Here is a 19,199-nt window from a genome sequence, read left to right as displayed (position 1 = left end):
ACCCCTCAGAGAGGGGTTTTGATGATTACTGCTGTGGTGCAGCGGGTGCAGCGGGTGCAGCGGGTGCAGCGGGTGCTTCAGGCACGGCCGGCGCTGCAGGTTCAGCCGGTTCCGGCATCCCCAGGGCAGGCATACCAAACATCCCGACAAAATCTTCCAGCGGCATTTTATCGCCGTTCAGCGTGACCTGACCGTTGGCATACTGCAGGCTGGTGGAAATGGTGTTGTCTTCCATCTTCGTGATGCGGAACATCTGGCCCATTGCCGCCAGGCCTTTCACCTGCTGGCTCGCCAGCTTGCCGGCATCTTCATCGCCATACCCTTCAAGCTTCGCAATCTGGGTCATAAACTCGGTCGCCATATCCACAGGGATGGTCAGCTTGCTGTCGAGTGACTTCACGCTGCGATCCACTTCCTGCGCCAGCGTCTGAGGTTCACCCGTTGCGGTTGCCGGGTCTTTCAGGAACAGGGACAGGTTAAAGTTGGTTTCGCCTTTGCTGTTTTTCCAGCTCAGCGGGGCCACGGTGATAACCGGCTCGCCTTTCAGCAGGATTGGCAGGTTGTTCATCAGCACCGCCATGGCCTGCTGCTGGTAAACTTCCGGATTCTGCTGCAGCGCGGCATTGCTCAGCAGTGCCTGGCTCTCTTTGCTGTATTTCTGGCTAAATTCATGCCACGCCTGGCCGTCGATATTGCCAATCTTCAGCGACAGTTTGCCGGTCCCGAGATCCTGGTTCTGCACTTTCAGGCTCTTCAGGGCGTAATCCAGTTGGGTATTGATGCTCTTACCGTCTTTAGACACGTCGGATTTGCCGTCCACCTCCATGCCTTCCAGCACGGCCATCTCTTTACCTTCAACCGCGATAGCAATCTTGTCGAAAGAGAGTTTCTGATTACCGATACGCTCTTTAAAATCGGTCATCTTGCTGTCGCCGTCGGCTTTCAGGTTATTGAACGTCAGCTGAACCTTTTGACCGTATTCATTGACGGCATTGATCAGGCCGCTCTCTGCTTCACCGGTCAGGGAGAAGACATTTCCATCGCGGTCAGCATCAACCTTGAAATTCCCCCCGCTAAAGGTCACTTTCTCGTTATCTTTCTCGTAGTTCAGTGCTTTCAGATCGATACTGGAACGTGTGTCACCGGCGTAGCTGATGCGGGTGTTAACCTCGAAAGGTGACTCATTCTTTGCCAGATCAAACAGAGGTTTGGTTAAGTCGTTATTCACCAGTACAGTATGAACGGACGCCATCGACGGGATCAGGTTAAAAGACGTTAACTGTGCCAGCGGGAACGGACCGTGACTGACCACTTCATCCAGCACCACGCTTTGGCCCGGTTTCAGCCAGCCATTTTCATTACCGGCAACAGGCTTGACAACCACCTGCATATGGCTGGTAAAGACACCACGCTGATAATTCTGGTAGGCAAGCTCCACGCCTGCTTCCGGCGCGCCACGCTTAAGCTCTCCGTTAGCCTGTGCCACCATCTCAGCCAGACGGCTTTCCAGCTGTTTCCCGGTAAACCAGGAGGCACCTGTCCAGACCACGCCTAACGCTACAATCACTCCTACCGCTACGACCGATTTTTTCATTGCGACTATCCCTAAAATGAAACCAGGCGGTAGAAACCGCCCGGTGATGTAAAGTCTTCAACTAGCTTAGCAAGAGTTGTTAAAAAATTCAGTAAGTGCTTATAGCTTATTAAAAACACGCGCCAGACGACCGGTACCGCTCACGCTCACCGGCGACTCGTTTGCCGCTACAAATGCCGATTCGCCTGGTTTGAGCACCAGACGCTCGCCACCTTTATGCAGCGTTGCTTCACCCTCAACGCAGAACAGGATTGCCGCGCTCTCCTGCGCGATGGCGGTTTCTGCCGGGCTCAGGTCATGCAGTGAGAAGGCAAAATCATCCACCGGGATTGGGAAGTCCAGCTCCGCACCCTGTTTAACAGGCTGAGTCAGCAGATGATCCGCAGGCTTCGCCTCAAACTTCACGTTGGCAACCAGCTCAGGGATATCAATGTATTTCGGCGTCAGGCCTGCACGCAGTACGTTGTCTGAGTTGGCCATCACCTCCAGCGCTACGCCCTGCAGGTAGGCGTGCGGGGTTTCAGCAAACAGGAACATCGCCTCGCCCGGGTTCAGCTTCACCACGTTCAGCAGCAGAGGGGAGAACAGGCCGCTGTCGTCCGGGTAGAATTCAGAAATCAGGCGGATGGTATCCCACGTCTCACCGTGCTGGCTGTCCAGCGCCGCTTTCAGCACCGCCAGGGCGTGAGATTTCTCTTCACCCTGCATGTTCAGAAGGCTGGCGAAAAGCTGGCTCAGGCCTTCTGCATTCGGGTTTTCCAGGAAGTGAGCGATAGCGTTGTTAGCACCCGCCACCGGCTGCAGCAGGGAGATAATTTCTGAGAACTCGCGAAACGCGTTCATCGCCAGGAAGGGGGTCAGCGCAAAGACCAGCTCCGGCTTGTGGTTAGGATCTTTGTAGTTACGCTCGGCGGCATCTAACGGAATACCGGCCGCGTTCTCTTTCGCAAAGCCCATCTCAGAGGCTTTTTTATTCGGGTGAACCTGAATCGAGAGTGGCTGGTCGGCGCACAGCACTTTAAACAGGAACGGCAGCTCACCAAAACGGCTGGCAACCTTGTCACCCAGCAGGGTGGCTTTGTCGGCATCAATCACGTCGCGCAGAGAGCGAACCTGGCCGCTTGCGTCTTCAATTTTTGAGCTGCTCTTCGGGTGCGCACCCATCCACAGCTCTGCCATTGGCAGGTTGTTTGGGTTCGCGATACCGTAGAGATCCGTTAACGCAGTTTTACTTCCCCAGGCGTAGTTTTGCACTGAGTTAATGAGTTTTTGCATTATCAAGCCCTGATTCAATGGTGGAATTAACTCCGGGTATTAAAGCAATAAACCACATGGAAGTAACCTGCGGATGTAAAAAGTCGTACTAGTCTCAGTTTTTGTTAAAAAATTGTGTAGGATAAGCTGACTCGCTTTTAAGCGGGCAGCGGAACATCTGCCCAAATAATCAGACTGAAGCAGTAAGTGAGAGAACAATGTCGAACAAACCCTTTCATTACCAGGATCCTTTCCCCCTCAGTAAGGATCAAACCGAATATTACCTGTTAACCCGCGATCACGTCTCCGTCTCTGAATTCGAAGGGCAGGAGATCCTCAAGGTCGATCCGCAGGCGCTGACGTTACTGGCGCAGCAGGCTTTCCACGACGCCTCGTTTATGCTCCGCCCTGCGCACCAGCAGCAGGTTGCCGATATCCTGAGCGACCCGCAGGCCAGCGAAAACGACAAATACGTCGCCCTGCAGTTCCTGCGTAACTCGGATATCGCGGCGAAAGGTATTTTACCTACCTGCCAGGACACCGGCACGGCCATCATTGTGGGTAAAAAAGGCCAGCGCGTCTGGACCGGCGGCGGCGACGAAGCGGCGCTGGCGCACGGCGTGTACAACACCTACACCGAAGACAACCTGCGCTACTCGCAAAACGCGGCGCTGGATATGTACAAAGAGGTCAACACGGGCACAAACCTGCCTGCGCAGATTGACCTGTATAGCGTGGACGGTGATGAATACAAATTCCTCTGCATCGCCAAAGGTGGCGGTTCAGCGAACAAAACCTATCTCTACCAGGAAACCAAAGCGCTGCTCACACCGGGCAAGCTGAAGAATTATCTGGTTGAGAAAATGCGCACGCTCGGCACCGCTGCCTGCCCGCCGTACCATATTGCCTTTGTGATTGGCGGTACGTCAGCAGAGAGCACCCTGAAAACGGTGAAGCTGGCGTCGACCAAATACTACGACGGCCTGCCTACCGAAGGGAACGAGCACGGCCAGGCGTTCCGCGATGTTCAGCTCGAACAGGAACTGCTGGAAGAAGCGCGTAACCTCGGCCTGGGCGCGCAGTTCGGCGGCAAATATTTTGCCCATGATGTGCGTGTGATCCGTCTGCCGCGCCACGGCGCCTCCTGTCCGGTCGGGATGGGAGTCTCCTGTTCTGCGGATCGTAACATCAAGGCGAAGATCAACCGCGAAGGCGTCTGGATCGAAAAACTGGAGAACAACCCAGGGAAGTACATTCCTGAAGCGTTGCGCAAAGCGGGCGAAGGTGAAGCCGTTCACGTTGACCTGAACCGTCCGATGAAAGAGATTCTGGCGCAGCTGTCTCAGTATCCGGTGTCGACCCGTCTCTCTCTTAACGGAACCATCATCGTTGGTCGTGACATCGCTCACGCGAAATTGAAAGAGCGTCTGGACAACGGTGAAGGGCTGCCGCAGTACATCAAAGATCACCCGATTTACTACGCAGGCCCGGCCAAAACGCCGGAAGGCTACGCCTCTGGCTCGTTAGGCCCGACCACAGCAGGCCGTATGGACTCGTATGTTGACCAGCTGCAGGCCAACGGCGGCAGCATGATCATGCTGGCAAAAGGAAACCGTAGCCAGCAGGTGACGGATGCCTGCCATAAACACGGTGGCTTCTACCTGGGCAGCATCGGCGGTCCGGCTGCCGTACTCGCGCAGGGCAGCATCAAGAGCCTGGAGTGCATTGAATACCCGGAACTGGGTATGGAAGCTATCTGGAAAATTGAAGTGGAAGATTTCCCGGCGTTTATCCTTGTGGATGACAAAGGTAACGACTTCTTCAGGCAGATCCAGTCCTCTCAATGTTCGGCGTGTGTGAAGTAATCTACTATAGCCGGGTGGCGTTCACGTCACCCGGCACATCAAAGAGCGCACAAAGCGCCATATCTTTTCTGTAAAGCAATCAATACTTATCTCTGAAGCATGTGAGCAATCCCGACAGTGTTATCAAGGAGAAAGTAATGACTACGGTACGCCGTGAGAAAGACTCTATGGGCGCGATCGATGTCCCGGCTGACAAGCTATGGGGCGCGCAAACCCAGCGTTCGCTGGAACATTTCCGTATTTCGACCGAGAAAATGCCCGTCTCGCTGATTCAGGCGCTGGCGCTCACTAAACGTGCGGCCGCCAAAGTGAATCAGGATTTAGGCCTGCTGGCGGCAGATAAGGCCACCGCGATTATCACTGCTGCCGATGAAGTGCTGGCCGGCAAGCATCCTGATGAATTCCCCCTCGCCATCTGGCAGACCGGTTCTGGCACCCAGAGCAACATGAATATGAATGAGGTGCTGGCGAACCGGGCAAGCGAACTGCTGGGCGGCGTGCGCGGTATGGAGCGTAAGGTTCACCCGAACGATGACGTAAACAAAAGCCAAAGTTCGAACGACGTCTTCCCGACGGCGATGCACGTGGCGGCGGTGATTGCGCTTCGTGAACAGCTGATCCCGCAGCTCAACGTGCTTAAAACCACCCTTGGCGAGAAAGCGCAGGCTTTCAGCGATATCGTCAAAATAGGACGTACTCACCTGCAGGATGCCACGCCGCTGACGCTCGGCCAGGAGATTTCCGGCTGGGTGGCAATGTTAGAACATAACCTCAAGCACATCGAGTACAGCCTGCCGCATCTTGCAGAGCTGGCGCTGGGCGGAACGGCGGTCGGTACGGGGTTAAATACCCATCCGGAATATGCGGTGCGCGTTGCCGACGAGCTGGCGGCCATCACCGGGCAGCCGTTTATCACGGCGCCGAATAAGTTTGAAGCGCTGGCCACCTGTGATGCGCTGGTTCATACCCACGGCGCCCTCAAGGGTCTGGCGGCGTCGTTGATGAAAATCGCCAATGATGTGCGCTGGCTGGCCTCGGGTCCCCGTTGCGGGATCGGTGAAATTAGCATTCCGGAAAACGAGCCGGGTAGCTCTATCATGCCGGGCAAAGTAAACCCGACCCAATGTGAAGCCATGACCATGCTCTGCTGCCAGGTAATGGGTAACGACGTTGCCGTTAACATGGGCGGCGCATCCGGTAACTTTGAGCTGAACGTCTATCGCCCGATGGTGATTCACAACGTGCTTCAGTCCATACGCCTGCTGGCGGACGGTATGGAGAGTTTCAACGAGCACTGTGCGTCAGGCATTGAGCCAAACCGCGAGCGCATCAGCCAGTTGCTCAATGAGTCGTTGATGCTGGTGACCGCGCTGAATACCCATATCGGCTACGACAAAGCCGCCGAGATTGCGAAAAAAGCGCATAAAGAGGGGCTGACGCTGAAAGCCTCCGCTCTGGCATTGGGTTACCTGACGGAGGCTGAGTTTGATGCATGGGTACGCCCGGAATCGATGGTCGGCAGCCTGAAATAATCACTGCGCCACATACAGGTGCAGCCGCGGAATAATCAGCTGCAGCGGTTGCGCCTGAGGTCTGTAACGATGCTGGACATTTTCAGCATCGTAATTCAGCAGTTCGCCAATATCCGGCACAATGGCCCCCTGATCGGCATCATAAAGAGCGATCAGCGGCGTCGGGCAGGCATACTGTACCTGCTTTTGCTGGCCGGAATACCAGACGCGTGCGATAGGCTGCACCTTCACCGGACGCTTAATCTTAAGCCGGGTATCCGCCGGCAGTGAGGCGATGCTGTGGTACTCCTGCTCAAGCCGTTCAATCCACTGCTCGCGTGACCACGGTGCGACAGTCCGCGGTGCCTTCAGACTCTTTTCCAGCTGCGCCAGAATGTCATCCCGGGTGAAGTTTTTAATGATGTGCTTGTTGGCCCAGCCGAAGCGAAGCGTGGCGGGATGACGCAGTACCGTGAGCGTACGGTAGGCATTCAGGGTGATTAATCCCGGTAGCTGTCGGTGTACCCATTCAAAACGGGCGGCAGGGGCCAGACCCGAATCTTCAGTGATGATCTTTTCAAACGTCGCCTTAAGCGTGTTGATATGCGCAATCTGGTTTTCCAGCGCTTCTCGCGTTGTTGCATCAGTTTGCAGGCAGATTACGCCCGGCAGACGAACGGCCGCCTTACTGCTGCGGTTTTCTGACTGCTGCTGGATAAACAGGCGACGGTAGTGCCGCAGCGTCAGTTCCAGCGCCGCTTTGCCGATATGCTGCTGTACCTCTATGGTTTCCAGCGGGTCGTGTTCAGCGCCTTTCACCACATCCGGCAGGGTAAAGACGCGCGCGGCTAACAGACGGCAGGTCTGCAAACGTTCGGTCAGGGTCAGTAACTCGTGTTCAATGTCGCGGAACGTGCTGTTCAGCCTTTCGATGAGATCGTACGTCGCCATGATAACTCTTCATTAGTTACAACATACTTATCATATAGCACAGCACGCCGGGTCAGGCCAGCGTGCGATAAAGGTCAGGCAGGGACGGGAAGGGTGATGTTGTGATATACCGGCCAGCTAAAGCAGAAGCGCGCGCCGCCGAGCGCGCTCTCTTCACAATGCACCGTGCCGCCCATCGCCTGCGCAATGGAGTAAACAATTGCCAGCCCGAGGCCACATCCCCCCGTGGCACGATCGCGGCTGGGGTCGAGGCGTACAAACGGCTCAAACACCGTTTCACGCGCTTCCGGGGCGATGCCCGGTCCGTCGTCCTCAACCGTCAGACAGGCCTGACTACCCTGTAAATCTAAGCCAATCTGCAGCGTGCTCTCGCTATAACGCATGGCGTTGTTCATCAGATTATCCAGCACGCGTTCCATCAGACGCATATCCAGTGCGCCATAATCGCCGGGCGTGACGTGTGTCAGCAGGGTACGTTGCGGGTTTACGCTCTGGACATCATCGATATGGGTTTGTAACCAGCCGGGCAGGTCCGGCGTACTGAGGTTCAGTTCGTTTTGCGGGCGATCGAGGCGCGCGTAGGTCAGGAGCTCCTCAATGAGGCCCTCAAGCTGACCAATGTCGCGGTTCAGCGCCTGAGACTCGGCCTCCGTCAGGTTTTCGCTCATCTCCAGCCGATAGCGCAGGCGTACCAGCGGCGTACGCAGCTCGTGAGCAATTCCGTCAATGAGCTGTTTTTTACTGATAATCAGCGCATTGATGTTATCGGCCATCTGGTTAAACGCCACGCCAAGACGTTCGAAGCTGGAACCGCTGTCGAAGTGAATGCGCTCGGTAAAATGCCCGTCACCAAAACGTTGCGCAGCAGATTCCAGTTTCAGCATGTCCTGCCAGTGTGGCCTCATCCAGATAAAGACCGGGAACGCGAGCGAAATGGCAATGAAAGCCAGCAGGGCAAGGTCCAGCAGGCGCATCTGATGCAGATAATAGAGATAAGGTACCGGCCCCACGGCCAGAACGTAATGGCTCCGTGGAATGCGCTGGATAAAGGTATATTTCTCATCCAGCGCCACAATGTCCCCGTCACGCAGTCGCTGCATGGCGGGTGGCTCTAAATCGAAATCCTTCATCGGCTCGATGCGCAGATCAAACGACAGGTTCAGATCCAGCTCTTTTAAGGTCTTGGCCCAGTCGTGTGGCGGAATCTCTCGCAGCTCGCTGCGCATCAGGTAGAGCGAGCTTTTCATTAAATCATCCAGTGACTGCCTGCCCGCACGTTCGGCGGTGAATTTATAGACCAGCCCAACCAGCATGGTCATCACCAGGAAGCAGACAAACAGCAGGAGATAAAACTGTACGAACAGCTTTTTCATTCAATCTCACCGAAAATCAATACGTTAACAACCTGCGTCGAAGACAAACACGCAAACCCAAACTAGTTACACATACCGCTCGGTTTTTTACGGGGCCCGCATTGTGAGTAATCCCACAGAACGTACCCTTTTGATTTCATACAGTCTTCTATTTTTTTGATCCTGGAATCCTGCTGTTCTATCGTTTCGCCCGGCAGCAGGCGGTTACGACTGAAGTTTTCGTCCCATGAATTGAGCGAATACTTTCGATCAACGCCGCAGGCGTACAAATCCTCACGGCGTTGTTGCACATTGGTATGGCCCGGGGTCCTGGGATTCTGGATAGTCTGAATATACGGAACATAGTCATAATGACTTGAATCCATATCTGCGACAACGCACCCGGTTAACCCAAAACAGCAGATCAGGCTGAGTGTTCTTATTTTATGCAACTGTCAGACCTCGTCTGCGTAATGTTTTAAACAGTGTCGTTCGGGGAACCGGCATCAGGTTTCCCAGGCGTGAGGCGCGAACAGATAGCCCTTGTTACGCACGGTTTTAATGCGGTACGGCTCAGTGGCATTATCCTGCAGTTTTTTACGCAGGCGCGAAATAGCCACGTCAACGCTGCGATCCATTCCGTCGTAGCTGACGCCGCGCAGGTTTTTCAGTAATGCATCGCGGTCCATGATCTGCCCGGCGTGGGTTGCCAGTTCCCAGAGCAGGTCAAAATCTGCCGTGGAAAGGGCGATAAGCTCGCCAGAAAGCAGAACCTGACGGTTAATCGGATCAATAGACAAGGTACCAAAACGCATCGCTTTGTGCGGGGTCAGCGACTGAGCAGGCGCTTCTCGTTCAACGCTGGCACGCTGGCGTAAATGAAGGCGCAGACGAGCAAGGAGGACGGCAGGGGGCGTGGTTTTCAGAATGTAGTCATTGGCACCCATTTCGAGTGACAAAATATGGTTCATGTCGCTGTCCAGCGAGGTCAGCAGCACGATAGGGCCCTCCCACCGGGCGCGCAGATCGCGGCAGACCGTCATGCCATCTTTGCCGGGCAGCATAATGTCCAGCAGCACCAGGTCCGGGTTTTCACGTAAGACCACCTCTTCGGCACGATCGCCACGAGGCTCAACAATGACGTCCATATCATGTTTACCCAGATAGGCGGCGATCAATTGCCCCACTTCGGGCTCGTCTTCAACATAAACAATCTTATTCATACAACGTCTGTTATTGCGAAAAAAGCCAACATACACCGCACAACCTTAACGTTCCATTAATCTTTCATAATTAACGCCAGTTCCGTTATTCTGGCTCATAGTGTTATTTGATTGTTATAGGGAAAAAGATGGGGCTGGTGATAAAAGCCGCGTTGGGTGCGCTGGTGGTGTTACTGATTGGTATTCTGGCTAAAACCAGGAATTATTATATTGCCGGGCTGATCCCACTCTTCCCGACCTTTGCGTTAATAGCGCACTATATTGTCGCCTCAGAACGAGGCACGGAAGCATTGCGTACGACTATCGTGTTCGGGATGTGGTCGATCATCCCTTATTTTCTTTATCTGCTTTCGCTCTGGTACTTCACCGGTTTTATGCGACTTCCCCTGGCGCTGAGCGGGGCCGTTGTCTGCTGGGGGCTCAGCGCCTGGGTGCTTATCTTCTTCTGGAGCCGCTTTCACTAGCGCAGCGGTCGACCGCCGTCCACGGCAAAGGTTCTGCCAGTGACATAGCAACTGGTGAGCAGATAATCGATAAGATCGATAACCTCTTTTTCACCTGGCGCAATTTTCATCAGCGATTTATTTAGCGCCTGCTGGCGATACTCCGCATCATCGTCTTCGTTGAATAAAATCATCGCCGGGGCGATGGCGTTCACCTTAACTTCAGGGGCAAGTTTACGGGCGAACGAGCGCGTCATGTTATCGAGTGCGGCTTTACTGGCCGCATAGGCGATGTGCTTGTCGCTGCCGCGCTCCACGACGTAATCGGTGAAATGAATAATATCACCCGCCGCATGTCCGTGACCACGCAGCAGGTCGAGCAGGGCATGGTTCAGCAGATAGGGCGCATTGACGTGGATCTGCAGCATGCAGGAGAGCGTTTCGCTGAGTGGCGTACCGGATTTTTCGGGAAGCCAGGCGCTGGCATTATGGATAATGGCGCGCAGCCCGGGGGTGGTAGATTTTACTTTTTCAGCGAAGGCCAGAATACCGTCATCGGTTGAGAAATCGGCCTGAATGCAGATCGCACCGGCTTTGCGTAGCCCCTCAATCGAGGGATATTCGCTGCGGTAACTGATGATGACCGGATGGCGAAGATTGAGAAAGTGATGGGCAAGGGCGAGGCCGATACGACGGCCTCCACCAGTAATCAGTATTGGGCGTTGCTGCGCGTTTCCCATCGTGTTCTCCTTTTCAGTTCAACAATGGGAAAGGCGATTCTATCCCATTAACATCCAGGTTGCCGGTACGGCAGCAACCAGTAACAGCCCGATTAAGGCCATCTCACGGCGTCTAAGCGCGTTCTCTAACTGATGCGTGCGGCGGGCGTAGATAAACACCAGCAGGCCCGGTGCATACAACACCACCGACAGCAGCAGATGCATAGGCCCGGAAGCATACAACAACCACAGGCCGTAAATACAGGCTCCGACGCCCACCACATAGTGCGCCGGACGTGTGGCGATTTTTAACAGATATGCACCCACTAAGAAATAGGGTACCAGAATCATCTCCGAGGCGATGGTCAGCAGAGTGTTATAGTCTGAACCTGTGAGCCAGATCAGCACCAGACAGACCTGAACGCTGATGTTGGTCAGCCAGAGTGAGGCCGACGGCGCGCTGTTTTTGTTTTGACGAGCAAACAGGCGTGGAAATGCTTTGTGCGTTGCGGCCAGGAACGGCACTTCTGCCGCCATAATGGTCCAGCTCAGGTACGCGCCACACACGGAGATAATCAGCCCCGCGGCAATCACCACGTCACCCCACGGTCCGAACATTTTCACCATCAGGCCCGCCATCGACGGGTTACGCATTTCGGCCAGCTCAGGACGCGCGACCACCCCCAGCGACAGCAGCGTCACCATCAGATACACGCCCAGCGCCGCCAGTACCGCCAGCAGCGTGGCGCGACCCACATCGCGCTTATTCCGCGCCCGGGCAGAGACCACGACGGCCCCTTCAACACCGATGAAGACCCACAAGGTGATCAGCATGGTGTTTTTGACCTGCTCCCAGACCGGTACGCCCAGCGCGACACCGCTGAAATCGAGACTGAACACATCGAGACGGAACGCCATAAAGGCCAGCACGATAAACAGGCCGAGCGGAACCAGTTTGGCCAGAGTTGCCACCAGATTAATGCTGGCCGCCGTCTGTACGCCACGTAGAATCAGCCAGTGAACAACCCACAGCAGTACCGAGGCGCCCACAATGGACTGCCAGGTATTGCCGTCGCCAAAGAACCGCAGTTCAGGGGTATCGGTAAAGAAACTGAGCGCCGAAAAGACGATCACCAGGTAGGAGACGTTTGCGATGACCGCACATAGCCAGTAGCCCCATGCGGAACAGAAGCCAATCAGTTCGCCGAAACCTTCACGGGCGTAAGTGAAAATCCCTCCATCCAGATCCGGGCGGATGCGGGTCAGAAGCAGCATTGCGAACGCCAGCAACAAAATCCCGGCACCCGTGATGCCCCACCCTATAAGCAGTGCGGCAGGGCTGGCGACCGCTGCCATATTCTGCGGTAAGCTGAACACGCCCGCACCCAGCATTGAGCTCAAAACGAGTGCAGTCAAAGCACTCAGGCCTAGTTTCTTTTCCATTGGCTTCCTGTTATGAAAGGTCCAAATCCAGAATAATTATTTCGCACAGGCGCATAAAAATGGTGGATCACACTAAGGCGCGGGATTTTACGGAGTGTCACGAAAGCATGCAATGACGTGGGGCCGAATTTCAAAAAAAAGTAACAAAAAAGGCGGCATTGCGCCGCCTCGGGTCAACCGTTCTGTTACTTGTACAGGTCGGCGCTGATGGTCACGTTGTTACCACGTTCCTGCCACTGGCGGGTGATGTGGTAATACTTCGCCCCTTTCTTCGCCGCACGTTTCGCGACCTGATAAGAGACTTCCGTCATGTTGCCGTAGTTGCCGGTAAATTTAATGCTGTCGAACGGCACCATCTGCGCTGCAGTGGCTTTGTTCAGCTCTTCAATTTTGGTTCCGTCTGGCAGGGTAACGGAGTAACGGCCACCTTTGGTGGATTGCGTTTCGAAGAAACGGCCCACTTCAGCGCTTGGTGCGGCAGAGGTGGCTACGCCTGGAATTTCCACTTTCTTCGCTTCTTCGCCGCCTTTTGCTATCGCCGCACGACCCGCTTCGGAATCAGCAGGGATGGCGTCCGGGCTTTGCAGAACGCGTTTTTTCGCATCTTCTTTATAGATGAACGCGGTAATACGCTGGTTGCCACCCTGGTTAGCATCGACCTGACGCACGATAAAGAAAGAGTACGCGCCTTTTTCTTTTGCGGCTTTGGTGATGGCATCGTTCACTTCAGGCTGGCTGCGATAGAAGCCCTGCACGGTGACGGTGTCATAAGGTTCCAGCTCAATCGCCTGATCTTTTGGTAATTCAACGACGCCGTTAATCACGCGGTTTTTCGGTGCGTCAGCTTTCGGGGCATTGTCTTTATACAGCGCAATGGTCACGCGCTGGTTACCGCTGTTGCCGGAGTCAGACTGATCAACAACGTAAAACGAGGCCGCACCGTTTTTATCGGCGGCTTTTGATGCGGCGGCGACGGCATCGCCAATAGAATTATAACGACCCACAATGACCGTATGGTCAAAAGGTTTTAACGCTGCCGCTTGCTCCGGCGTTAACTCTGTCGCGGCATTCGCAGACAGGGCGGTCGCGGAGAGAAGTGCGGACGCCAGGAGTGTGTTCTTAAGCTTCATAAAAATAATCCTTCGCCTTGCGCAAACCATGTACTGGTATTGTTGTTAATTTGAGACGGTCCCGATTATGGCATTTAAAACCCGTCGCTGTCTGCGCCATTTTTCACAGCCTGTGCTCACTGAATCATCTGATTTGATAACATTTAGTGATATGTTGAAAAAACAGGCGTCTGACAAGCAAAACTGATAAAGCTTATGACTTTTACAAGTTAATTTAATGTTAATAAGTTGTTCTCTAATGGCGCTATATCATGTTTTTACCGCTTCGCTTGCGCTATTTATCGGTCTCAGCGATGAATTTAAGGTAAATATCACTGTCAGCGACGCAGATCACTTATTTTTCACAGATAAAGTAAGAAATAGTGTTTTCTGGCGGTAGATCACGGGCGTTATTTTCAGTAGGTTATAGAAAGTTTGTTACTGTTTTATTTTCTGGGGTTAATCATATGTCGTCGCTGTCCTGCTGGCGAAAGTTGATACAAACCGCGGGCATTTATCGACAAACCATCATCAAAAACCGATGGAAGGGAAAACTATGCGTATTGGGGTACCAAAAGAACGGTTAGCCAATGAAACCCGCGTAGCGGCAACACCGAAAACGGTGGAGCAACTGCTTAAACTGGGTTTTACCGTCGCAGTTGAACGCGGCGCGGGCAAACTGGCGAGTTTCGATGACGAGGCCTTTATTCAGGCTGGCGCGGAAGTGGTGGACGGTGCTGAAGTCTGGCAGTCGCCCGTTATTCTCAAGGTTAATGCGCCGGAAGAGAGCGAGATTGAACTGCTGAATCCCGGCACGACGCTGGTGAGCTTCATTTGGCCTGCACAGAATCCTGAGTTGATGGAGAAGCTGGCAGCACGTGGCGTGACCGTGATGGCCATGGACTCCGTACCGCGTATTTCGCGCGCGCAGTCGCTGGATGCCTTAAGTTCCATGGCGAATATCGCCGGTTACCGCGCGATTGTTGAGGCGGCGCATGAGTTTGGTCGCTTCTTTACCGGTCAGATCACCGCGGCAGGGAAAGTGCCTCCGGCGAAAGTGATGGTGATTGGCGCGGGCGTGGCGGGTCTTGCGGCTATCGGCGCGGCTAACAGCCTGGGCGCTATCGTACGCGCTTTTGACACCCGTCCTGAAGTAAAAGAACAAGTCCAAAGTATGGGTGCCGAATTCCTTGAGCTGGACTTCAAGGAAGAAGCGGGCAGCGGTGACGGTTACGCGAAGGTCATGTCCGAAGCCTTTATCAAAGCGGAAATGGAACTCTTCGCCGCGCAGGCAAAAGATGTCGACATCATTGTCACTACCGCGCTTATCCCCGGTAAACCCGCGCCGAAGCTGATTACCCGTGAGATGGTTGACTCAATGAAGTCGGGCAGTGTGATCGTCGACCTGGCGTCGCAGAACGGTGGCAACTGTGAATACACCGTGCCAAATCAGGTGACCACAACCGCTAACGGCGTGAAGGTGATCGGGTATACCGATTTGCCGGGCCGTCTGCCAACCCAGTCTTCTCAGCTGTACGGTACCAACCTTGTTAACCTGCTGAAACTGCTCTGCAAAGAGAAAGACGGCAACATCACCGTTGATTTTGACGATGTTGTTGTGCGTGGCGTAACGGTGGTGCGTGAAGGCGAAATCACCTGGCCTGCGCCACCGATTCAGGTGTCCGCGCAGCCTCAGGCGGCACCGAAAGCGGCACCTGAGCCTAAAGAGCCTGCTAAACCGGCTTCTCCGTGGCGCAAGTACGCGATCATGGCGCTGGTCATTATTCTGTTTGGCTGGCTGGCAGATGTCGCGCCGAAAGAATTCCTCGGCCACTTTACCGTCTTCGCGCTCTCGTGTGTGGTGGGGTACTACGTCGTGTGGAATGTCTCTCATGCGCTGCATACGCCACTGATGTCGGTCACTAACGCCATCTCCGGGATTATCGTGGTCGGGGCGCTGCTGCAGATTGGCCACGGCGGCTGGGTAAGCTTCCTGAGCTTTATCGCGGTGCTGATCGCCAGTATCAATATTTTCGGTGGGTTCACCGTGACTCAGCGCATGCTGAAAATGTTTCGTAAAGGCTAAGGGGTAGCATATGTCTGGAGGATTAGTCACAGCCGCATACATTGTTGCTGCAATCCTGTTTATTTTCAGTCTGGCGGGGCTTTCCAAACACGAAACGTCTCAGCAGGGAAATAACTTTGGTATCGCCGGGATGGCGATTGCGCTGATTGCCACCATCTTCGGGCCGGACACCGGCAACGTTGCATGGATCCTGGTGGCGATGATCATCGGTGGCGCGATTGGTATTCGCCTGGCGAAACGCGTTGAAATGACCGAGATGCCGGAGCTGGTGGCCATTCTGCACAGCTTCGTGGGGCTGGCGGCGGTGCTGGTGGGCTTCAACAGCTACCTGTACCACACACCCGGTCTGGAACCGATTCTGGTCAACATCCATCTGACGGAAGTGTTCCTCGGCATCTTCATTGGTGCGGTGACCTTCACCGGCTCAATTGTCGCGTTCGGCAAACTGCGCGGTAAGATCTCTTCTAAACCGCTGATGCTGCCAAACCGTCACAAGCTGAACCTGGCGGCGCTGGTCGTGTCCTTTGTGCTGCTGGTGGTCTTCGTGCGCACTGAAAGCGTGGGCCTGCAGGTGCTGGCGTTACTGGTGATGACCCTGATTGCTCTGGCCTTTGGCTGGCACCTGGTGGCCTCCATTGGTGGTGCCGATATGCCAGTGGTTGTCTCCATGCTGAACTCCTACTCCGGTTGGGCCGCGGCGGCAGCTGGCTTCATGCTGAGCAACGATCTGTTGATCGTCACCGGTGCGCTGGTCGGTTCTTCTGGTGCGATCCTGTCTTACATCATGTGTAAGGCGATGAACCGTTCGTTTATCAGCGTTATCGCGGGTGGCTTTGGTTCTGATGGCTCCTCAACCGGTTCTGACGAAGAAGTGGGTGAGCACCGTGAGATCACCGCGGAAGATACCGCAGAGATGCTGAAAAACTCACACTCGGTCATCATTACCCCAGGCTACGGCATGGCGGTGGCACAGGCTCAGTATCCGGTTGCGGAGATCACCGAGAAGCTGCGTGCGCGCGGTATCAAGGTTCGCTTTGGCATTCACCCGGTAGCGGGGCGTCTGCCAGGCCACATGAACGTGCTGCTGGCGGAAGCGAAAGTGCCTTACGACATCGTGCTGGAGATGGATGAGATCAACGATGATTTCACCGATACCGACACCGTCCTGGTTATTGGTGCCAACGACACCGTTAACCCGGCGGCGCAGGACGATCCGCGTAGCCCAATCGCCGGTATGCCGGTTCTGGAAGTGTGGAAGGCGCAGAACGTGATTGTCTTCAAACGTTCCATGAACACCGGTTATGCAGGGGTTCAGAACCCGCTGTTCTTTAAAGAGAACACGCACATGCTGTTTGGCGATGCAAAAGCCAGTGTCGATGCTATTCTGAAATCGCTGTAAATCAGCGACAAAAAAACCGCCGTTTCCGGCGGTTTTTTTTATGTCTGAACTTAGTCGTCTTCCGGGTCGTCCAGTTCAACCGGTGTCTGATACTCATCCGGCTTGATGACCAGCAGGTCACAGCGCAGATGGTCGATCACCTGTTCGGCGGTATTGCCCAGGAATGCGGCAGAAATACCGGTCCGGCCAATGGTACCCAGTACCACAATCCCCGCCTGCAGATGTTCTGCTAAATCCGGGATCACCTCTTCAGGCAACCCTTTTTCCACATGTGTCATTTTCTCATCGATGCTGAATTTCTGGCGTAACGCCTTCATGGCCAGCAGGTGCTGCCCCCGGATCGCATCGTTATACACGCTCGGGTCAAATTCAGGCAGCTCGATGGCAATATTAATCGGTGTTACCGGGTAAGCGCCCACCAGATGGACTTCAGTGTGGTTAACCTGCTCGGCAAGCTGGATCGTCTCCTTGACCAGCTTTTCATTGAGCGAATTGTGGTAATCCTCCTCGCTCGCCAGGTTGACCGCCACGACGGCCTTGCCGCCTTCTGGCCACGGCTGGTCTTTTACCATCCACACCGGGCAAGGGCATTTACGCAGCAGGTGCCAGTCGGTAGGGGTAAAGATCACGGATTCCAGCTTGTCGTGCTGGTGCGCCATTTTCAGCAACAGGTCGTGCCCACCGGCGACCACTTCCTGGATAATGGCTTCGAAAGGTCGGTTATGCCAGACCACTTTAATATCGATAGGAACACCCGCTTCCAGGTAATATTTGGCCTGTTCACGGATCCACGCGGTACGCTGGCTGATCACTCCCTGACGCATTGCGGTGCGTTCGTCAGGCGACAGAAGGGTGGTCATCTCATATGAGAAGTCATAGATCGGCAAAAACGCTTTGATTTTGCCACCAATCCGTTGATGTAGATACACAGCACGTCGTAATGCCGGCTGATCGTCCTGGTTAGGATCGATAGCCACCAGCATGTTTTGATACTTTGCCATACAGGTCTCCTTACTACTGTCACCACAGTCTGTAATTAAAAGAGTAACCTATATATCTTGAATGAAACAGGGGGGAAGTTTTTGTCAGATCAATAAATCATGAAAATCTGTCACAGAAAAAGAACCGTTGTTGTTACCGCGATAAAGGCAATCAACAGCAGTACCATCACCGCAATCGCAAACGTCGTTGAATCCTGTACGTAGGTTTTTTCTTCACCCTTCATTGGCCCGACAAGCATGATCCAGATGAATATGAAGGTCACTGAGGCGATAACGACTGAAACGAAAAATAAACTTTCTCTCAATTCATAACCTCAACAAGAACCTTTCAGGGACTGAGTGGGGCGGTGCCAGGGAAACGTGGTGAAACGGAAGTGGTGACGTACCAGACCAATAAATCATAAAAATTTATCGGCCTGGCATCAATCATGCGGGGGCGTTATGCCACGTTGCGGGAGTGACCGGCAAGAACGGCCAGAGCTTCACCGTTTTCGATGGTAATGTATTTACCCTTAACGGCCAGCATTCCGCTTTTCTGGAAACGACCCAGCAGGCGGCTAATGGTTTCCACGGTCAGGCCCAGGTAGTTGCCGATATCGCCACGCGTCATGGTCAGACGGAATTCACGCGGGGAGAAACCGCGCTCCGCGAAGCGGCGTGAGAGGTTATAGATAAACGCGGCCAGGCGTTCTTCTGCATTCTTTTTAGAAAGCAGCAGAATCATGTCCTGATCGCCTTTGATCTCACCGCTCATCAGACGCATCATCTGCTGACGCAGATTGGGCATTTTGCCTGAGAGATCGTCCAGCGTTTCAAACGGGATTTCACAAACCATTGAGGTTTCCAGCGCCTGAGCAAAGCTCGGGTGATGGCCAGTACCGATGGCATCAAAGCCAACCAGGTCACCCGCCAGATGGAAGCCGGTGATCTGCTCATCACCCTGTTCAGTGATGGTGTAGCTTTTGATGGTGCCAGAACGGATAGCATAGAGCGATTTCAGTTCGTCTCCCGCTTTAAACAGCGTCTGCCCTTTCTGAATAGGCTTTTTGCGCTCGATGATATTATCAAGCTGATCGAGTTCATGCTCATTCAGAGTAAACGGGATACAGAGCTGGCTGATGCTGCAATCCTGGCAATGGATAGCACAACCGCCAGACTGAATGCGTCGTATAATTCGCTTTTCCGGGATCATAGGTTTGCTCAAGCCTTAATTGATATTGGTCAATTTTAACATCTTTTTGGTAAGTAC

General features: G+C 54.1%; 15 protein-coding genes. 5 read left to right on the top strand and 10 right to left on the bottom strand.

Annotated elements, in window-relative coordinates; all coding sequences use genetic code 11:
- Positions 1–25: 25 nt before the first annotated feature.
- Together L466_RS08665 and manA are read right to left on the bottom strand one after the other, a co-directional pair.
- Entirely contained in the window at positions 26–1,594 is a 1,569-nt protein-coding gene (locus L466_RS08665) for a YdgA family protein (RefSeq protein ID WP_032681154.1), read from the bottom strand.
- 99 nt (positions 1,595–1,693) lie between these two features.
- A complete protein-coding gene (manA, locus tag L466_RS08670) occupies positions 1,694–2,869 on the bottom strand; it encodes a mannose-6-phosphate isomerase (RefSeq protein ID WP_032681152.1) in 1,176 nt (391 codons plus the stop codon).
- A 197-nt stretch (positions 2,870–3,066) separates the two neighbouring features.
- Between manA and fumA the strand changes: the two genes are divergently transcribed.
- A complete protein-coding gene (gene fumA / locus L466_RS08675; RefSeq protein ID WP_025204339.1) occupies positions 3,067–4,713 on the top strand; it encodes a class I fumarate hydratase FumA in 1,647 nt (548 codons plus the stop codon).
- A 137-nt stretch (positions 4,714–4,850) separates the two neighbouring features.
- Positions 4,851–6,245: a class II fumarate hydratase gene (gene fumC, locus L466_RS08680; protein WP_020884315.1), complete on the top strand. Its 1,395-nt coding sequence runs from the start codon at positions 4,851–4,853 to the stop codon at positions 6,243–6,245.
- Here fumC and tus read toward each other — a convergent pair whose 3' ends face one another.
- The 3 genes from tus to rstA all read right to left on the bottom strand — a co-directional run bounded on the left by tus (position 6,246) and on the right by rstA (position 9,750).
- The gene (gene tus, locus L466_RS08685; protein ID WP_032681151.1) at positions 6,246–7,175 is read right to left on the bottom strand and encodes a DNA replication terminus site-binding protein; all 930 of its coding nucleotides are present in this window, start codon (positions 7,173–7,175) and stop codon (positions 6,246–6,248) included.
- 74 nt (positions 7,176–7,249) lie between these two features.
- A complete protein-coding gene (gene rstB / locus L466_RS08690; RefSeq protein ID WP_014169816.1) occupies positions 7,250–8,548 on the bottom strand; it encodes a two-component system sensor histidine kinase RstB in 1,299 nt (432 codons plus the stop codon).
- A 485-nt stretch (positions 8,549–9,033) separates the two neighbouring features.
- Positions 9,034–9,750, bottom strand: coding sequence for a two-component system response regulator RstA (gene rstA / locus L466_RS08695; RefSeq protein ID WP_025204337.1), 717 nt, complete (start codon positions 9,748–9,750; stop codon positions 9,034–9,036).
- Positions 9,751–9,878: 128 nt separating this feature from the next.
- Between rstA and L466_RS08700 the strand changes: the two genes are divergently transcribed.
- Positions 9,879–10,214: a GlpM family protein gene (locus tag L466_RS08700; RefSeq protein WP_020884312.1), complete on the top strand. Its 336-nt coding sequence runs from the start codon at positions 9,879–9,881 to the stop codon at positions 10,212–10,214.
- Here L466_RS08700 and folM read toward each other — a convergent pair.
- From folM to ydgH, 3 genes are all read right to left on the bottom strand, one after another.
- The gene (gene folM, locus L466_RS08705; RefSeq protein WP_025204335.1) at positions 10,211–10,933 is read right to left on the bottom strand and encodes a dihydromonapterin reductase; all 723 of its coding nucleotides are present in this window, start codon (positions 10,931–10,933) and stop codon (positions 10,211–10,213) included. The two genes, L466_RS08700 and folM, sit on opposite strands and share 4 nt — an antisense overlap.
- Before the next feature lie 39 nt (positions 10,934–10,972).
- Positions 10,973–12,355 carry an amino acid permease gene (locus L466_RS08710; RefSeq protein WP_020884310.1) on the bottom strand — a complete coding sequence of 461 codons (1,383 nt, stop codon included), beginning with the start codon at positions 12,353–12,355 and terminating at the stop codon, positions 10,973–10,975.
- A gap of 185 nt (positions 12,356–12,540) precedes the next feature.
- A complete protein-coding gene (gene ydgH, locus L466_RS08715; RefSeq protein WP_020884309.1) occupies positions 12,541–13,485 on the bottom strand; it encodes a DUF1471 family protein YdgH in 945 nt (314 codons plus the stop codon).
- Between the two features lie 535 nt (positions 13,486–14,020).
- On the opposite strand from ydgH, the gene pntA reads away from it, so the two are divergent.
- Entirely contained in the window at positions 14,021–15,550 is a 1,530-nt protein-coding gene (pntA, locus tag L466_RS08720) for a Re/Si-specific NAD(P)(+) transhydrogenase subunit alpha (RefSeq protein ID WP_020884308.1), read from the top strand.
- A gap of 10 nt (positions 15,551–15,560) precedes the next feature.
- Complete coding sequence (pntB, locus tag L466_RS08725; RefSeq protein ID WP_025204333.1) at positions 15,561–16,949, top strand: Re/Si-specific NAD(P)(+) transhydrogenase subunit beta; 1,389 nt, start codon at positions 15,561–15,563, stop codon at positions 16,947–16,949.
- A 50-nt stretch (positions 16,950–16,999) separates the two neighbouring features.
- Here pntB and uspE read toward each other — a convergent pair whose 3' ends face one another.
- Both uspE and fnr read right to left on the bottom strand, forming a co-directional pair.
- Positions 17,000–17,950 carry a universal stress protein UspE gene (gene uspE / locus L466_RS08730; protein ID WP_014169827.1) on the bottom strand — a complete coding sequence of 317 codons (951 nt, stop codon included), beginning with the start codon at positions 17,948–17,950 and terminating at the stop codon, positions 17,000–17,002.
- A gap of 439 nt (positions 17,951–18,389) precedes the next feature.
- Positions 18,390–19,142 (bottom strand): fumarate/nitrate reduction transcriptional regulator Fnr, encoded by a 753-nt coding sequence (fnr, locus tag L466_RS08740; RefSeq protein WP_014070017.1) that lies wholly within the window; start codon positions 19,140–19,142, stop codon positions 18,390–18,392.
- Positions 19,143–19,199: the final 57 nt, after the last annotated feature.

Origin of the sequence: Enterobacter sp. BIDMC 30, assembly GCF_000534355.1 — a bacterium.
GTDB lineage: Bacteria > Pseudomonadota > Gammaproteobacteria > Enterobacterales > Enterobacteriaceae > Enterobacter > Enterobacter ludwigii.
This window is presented reverse-complemented; position numbering and strand designations above follow the sequence as displayed.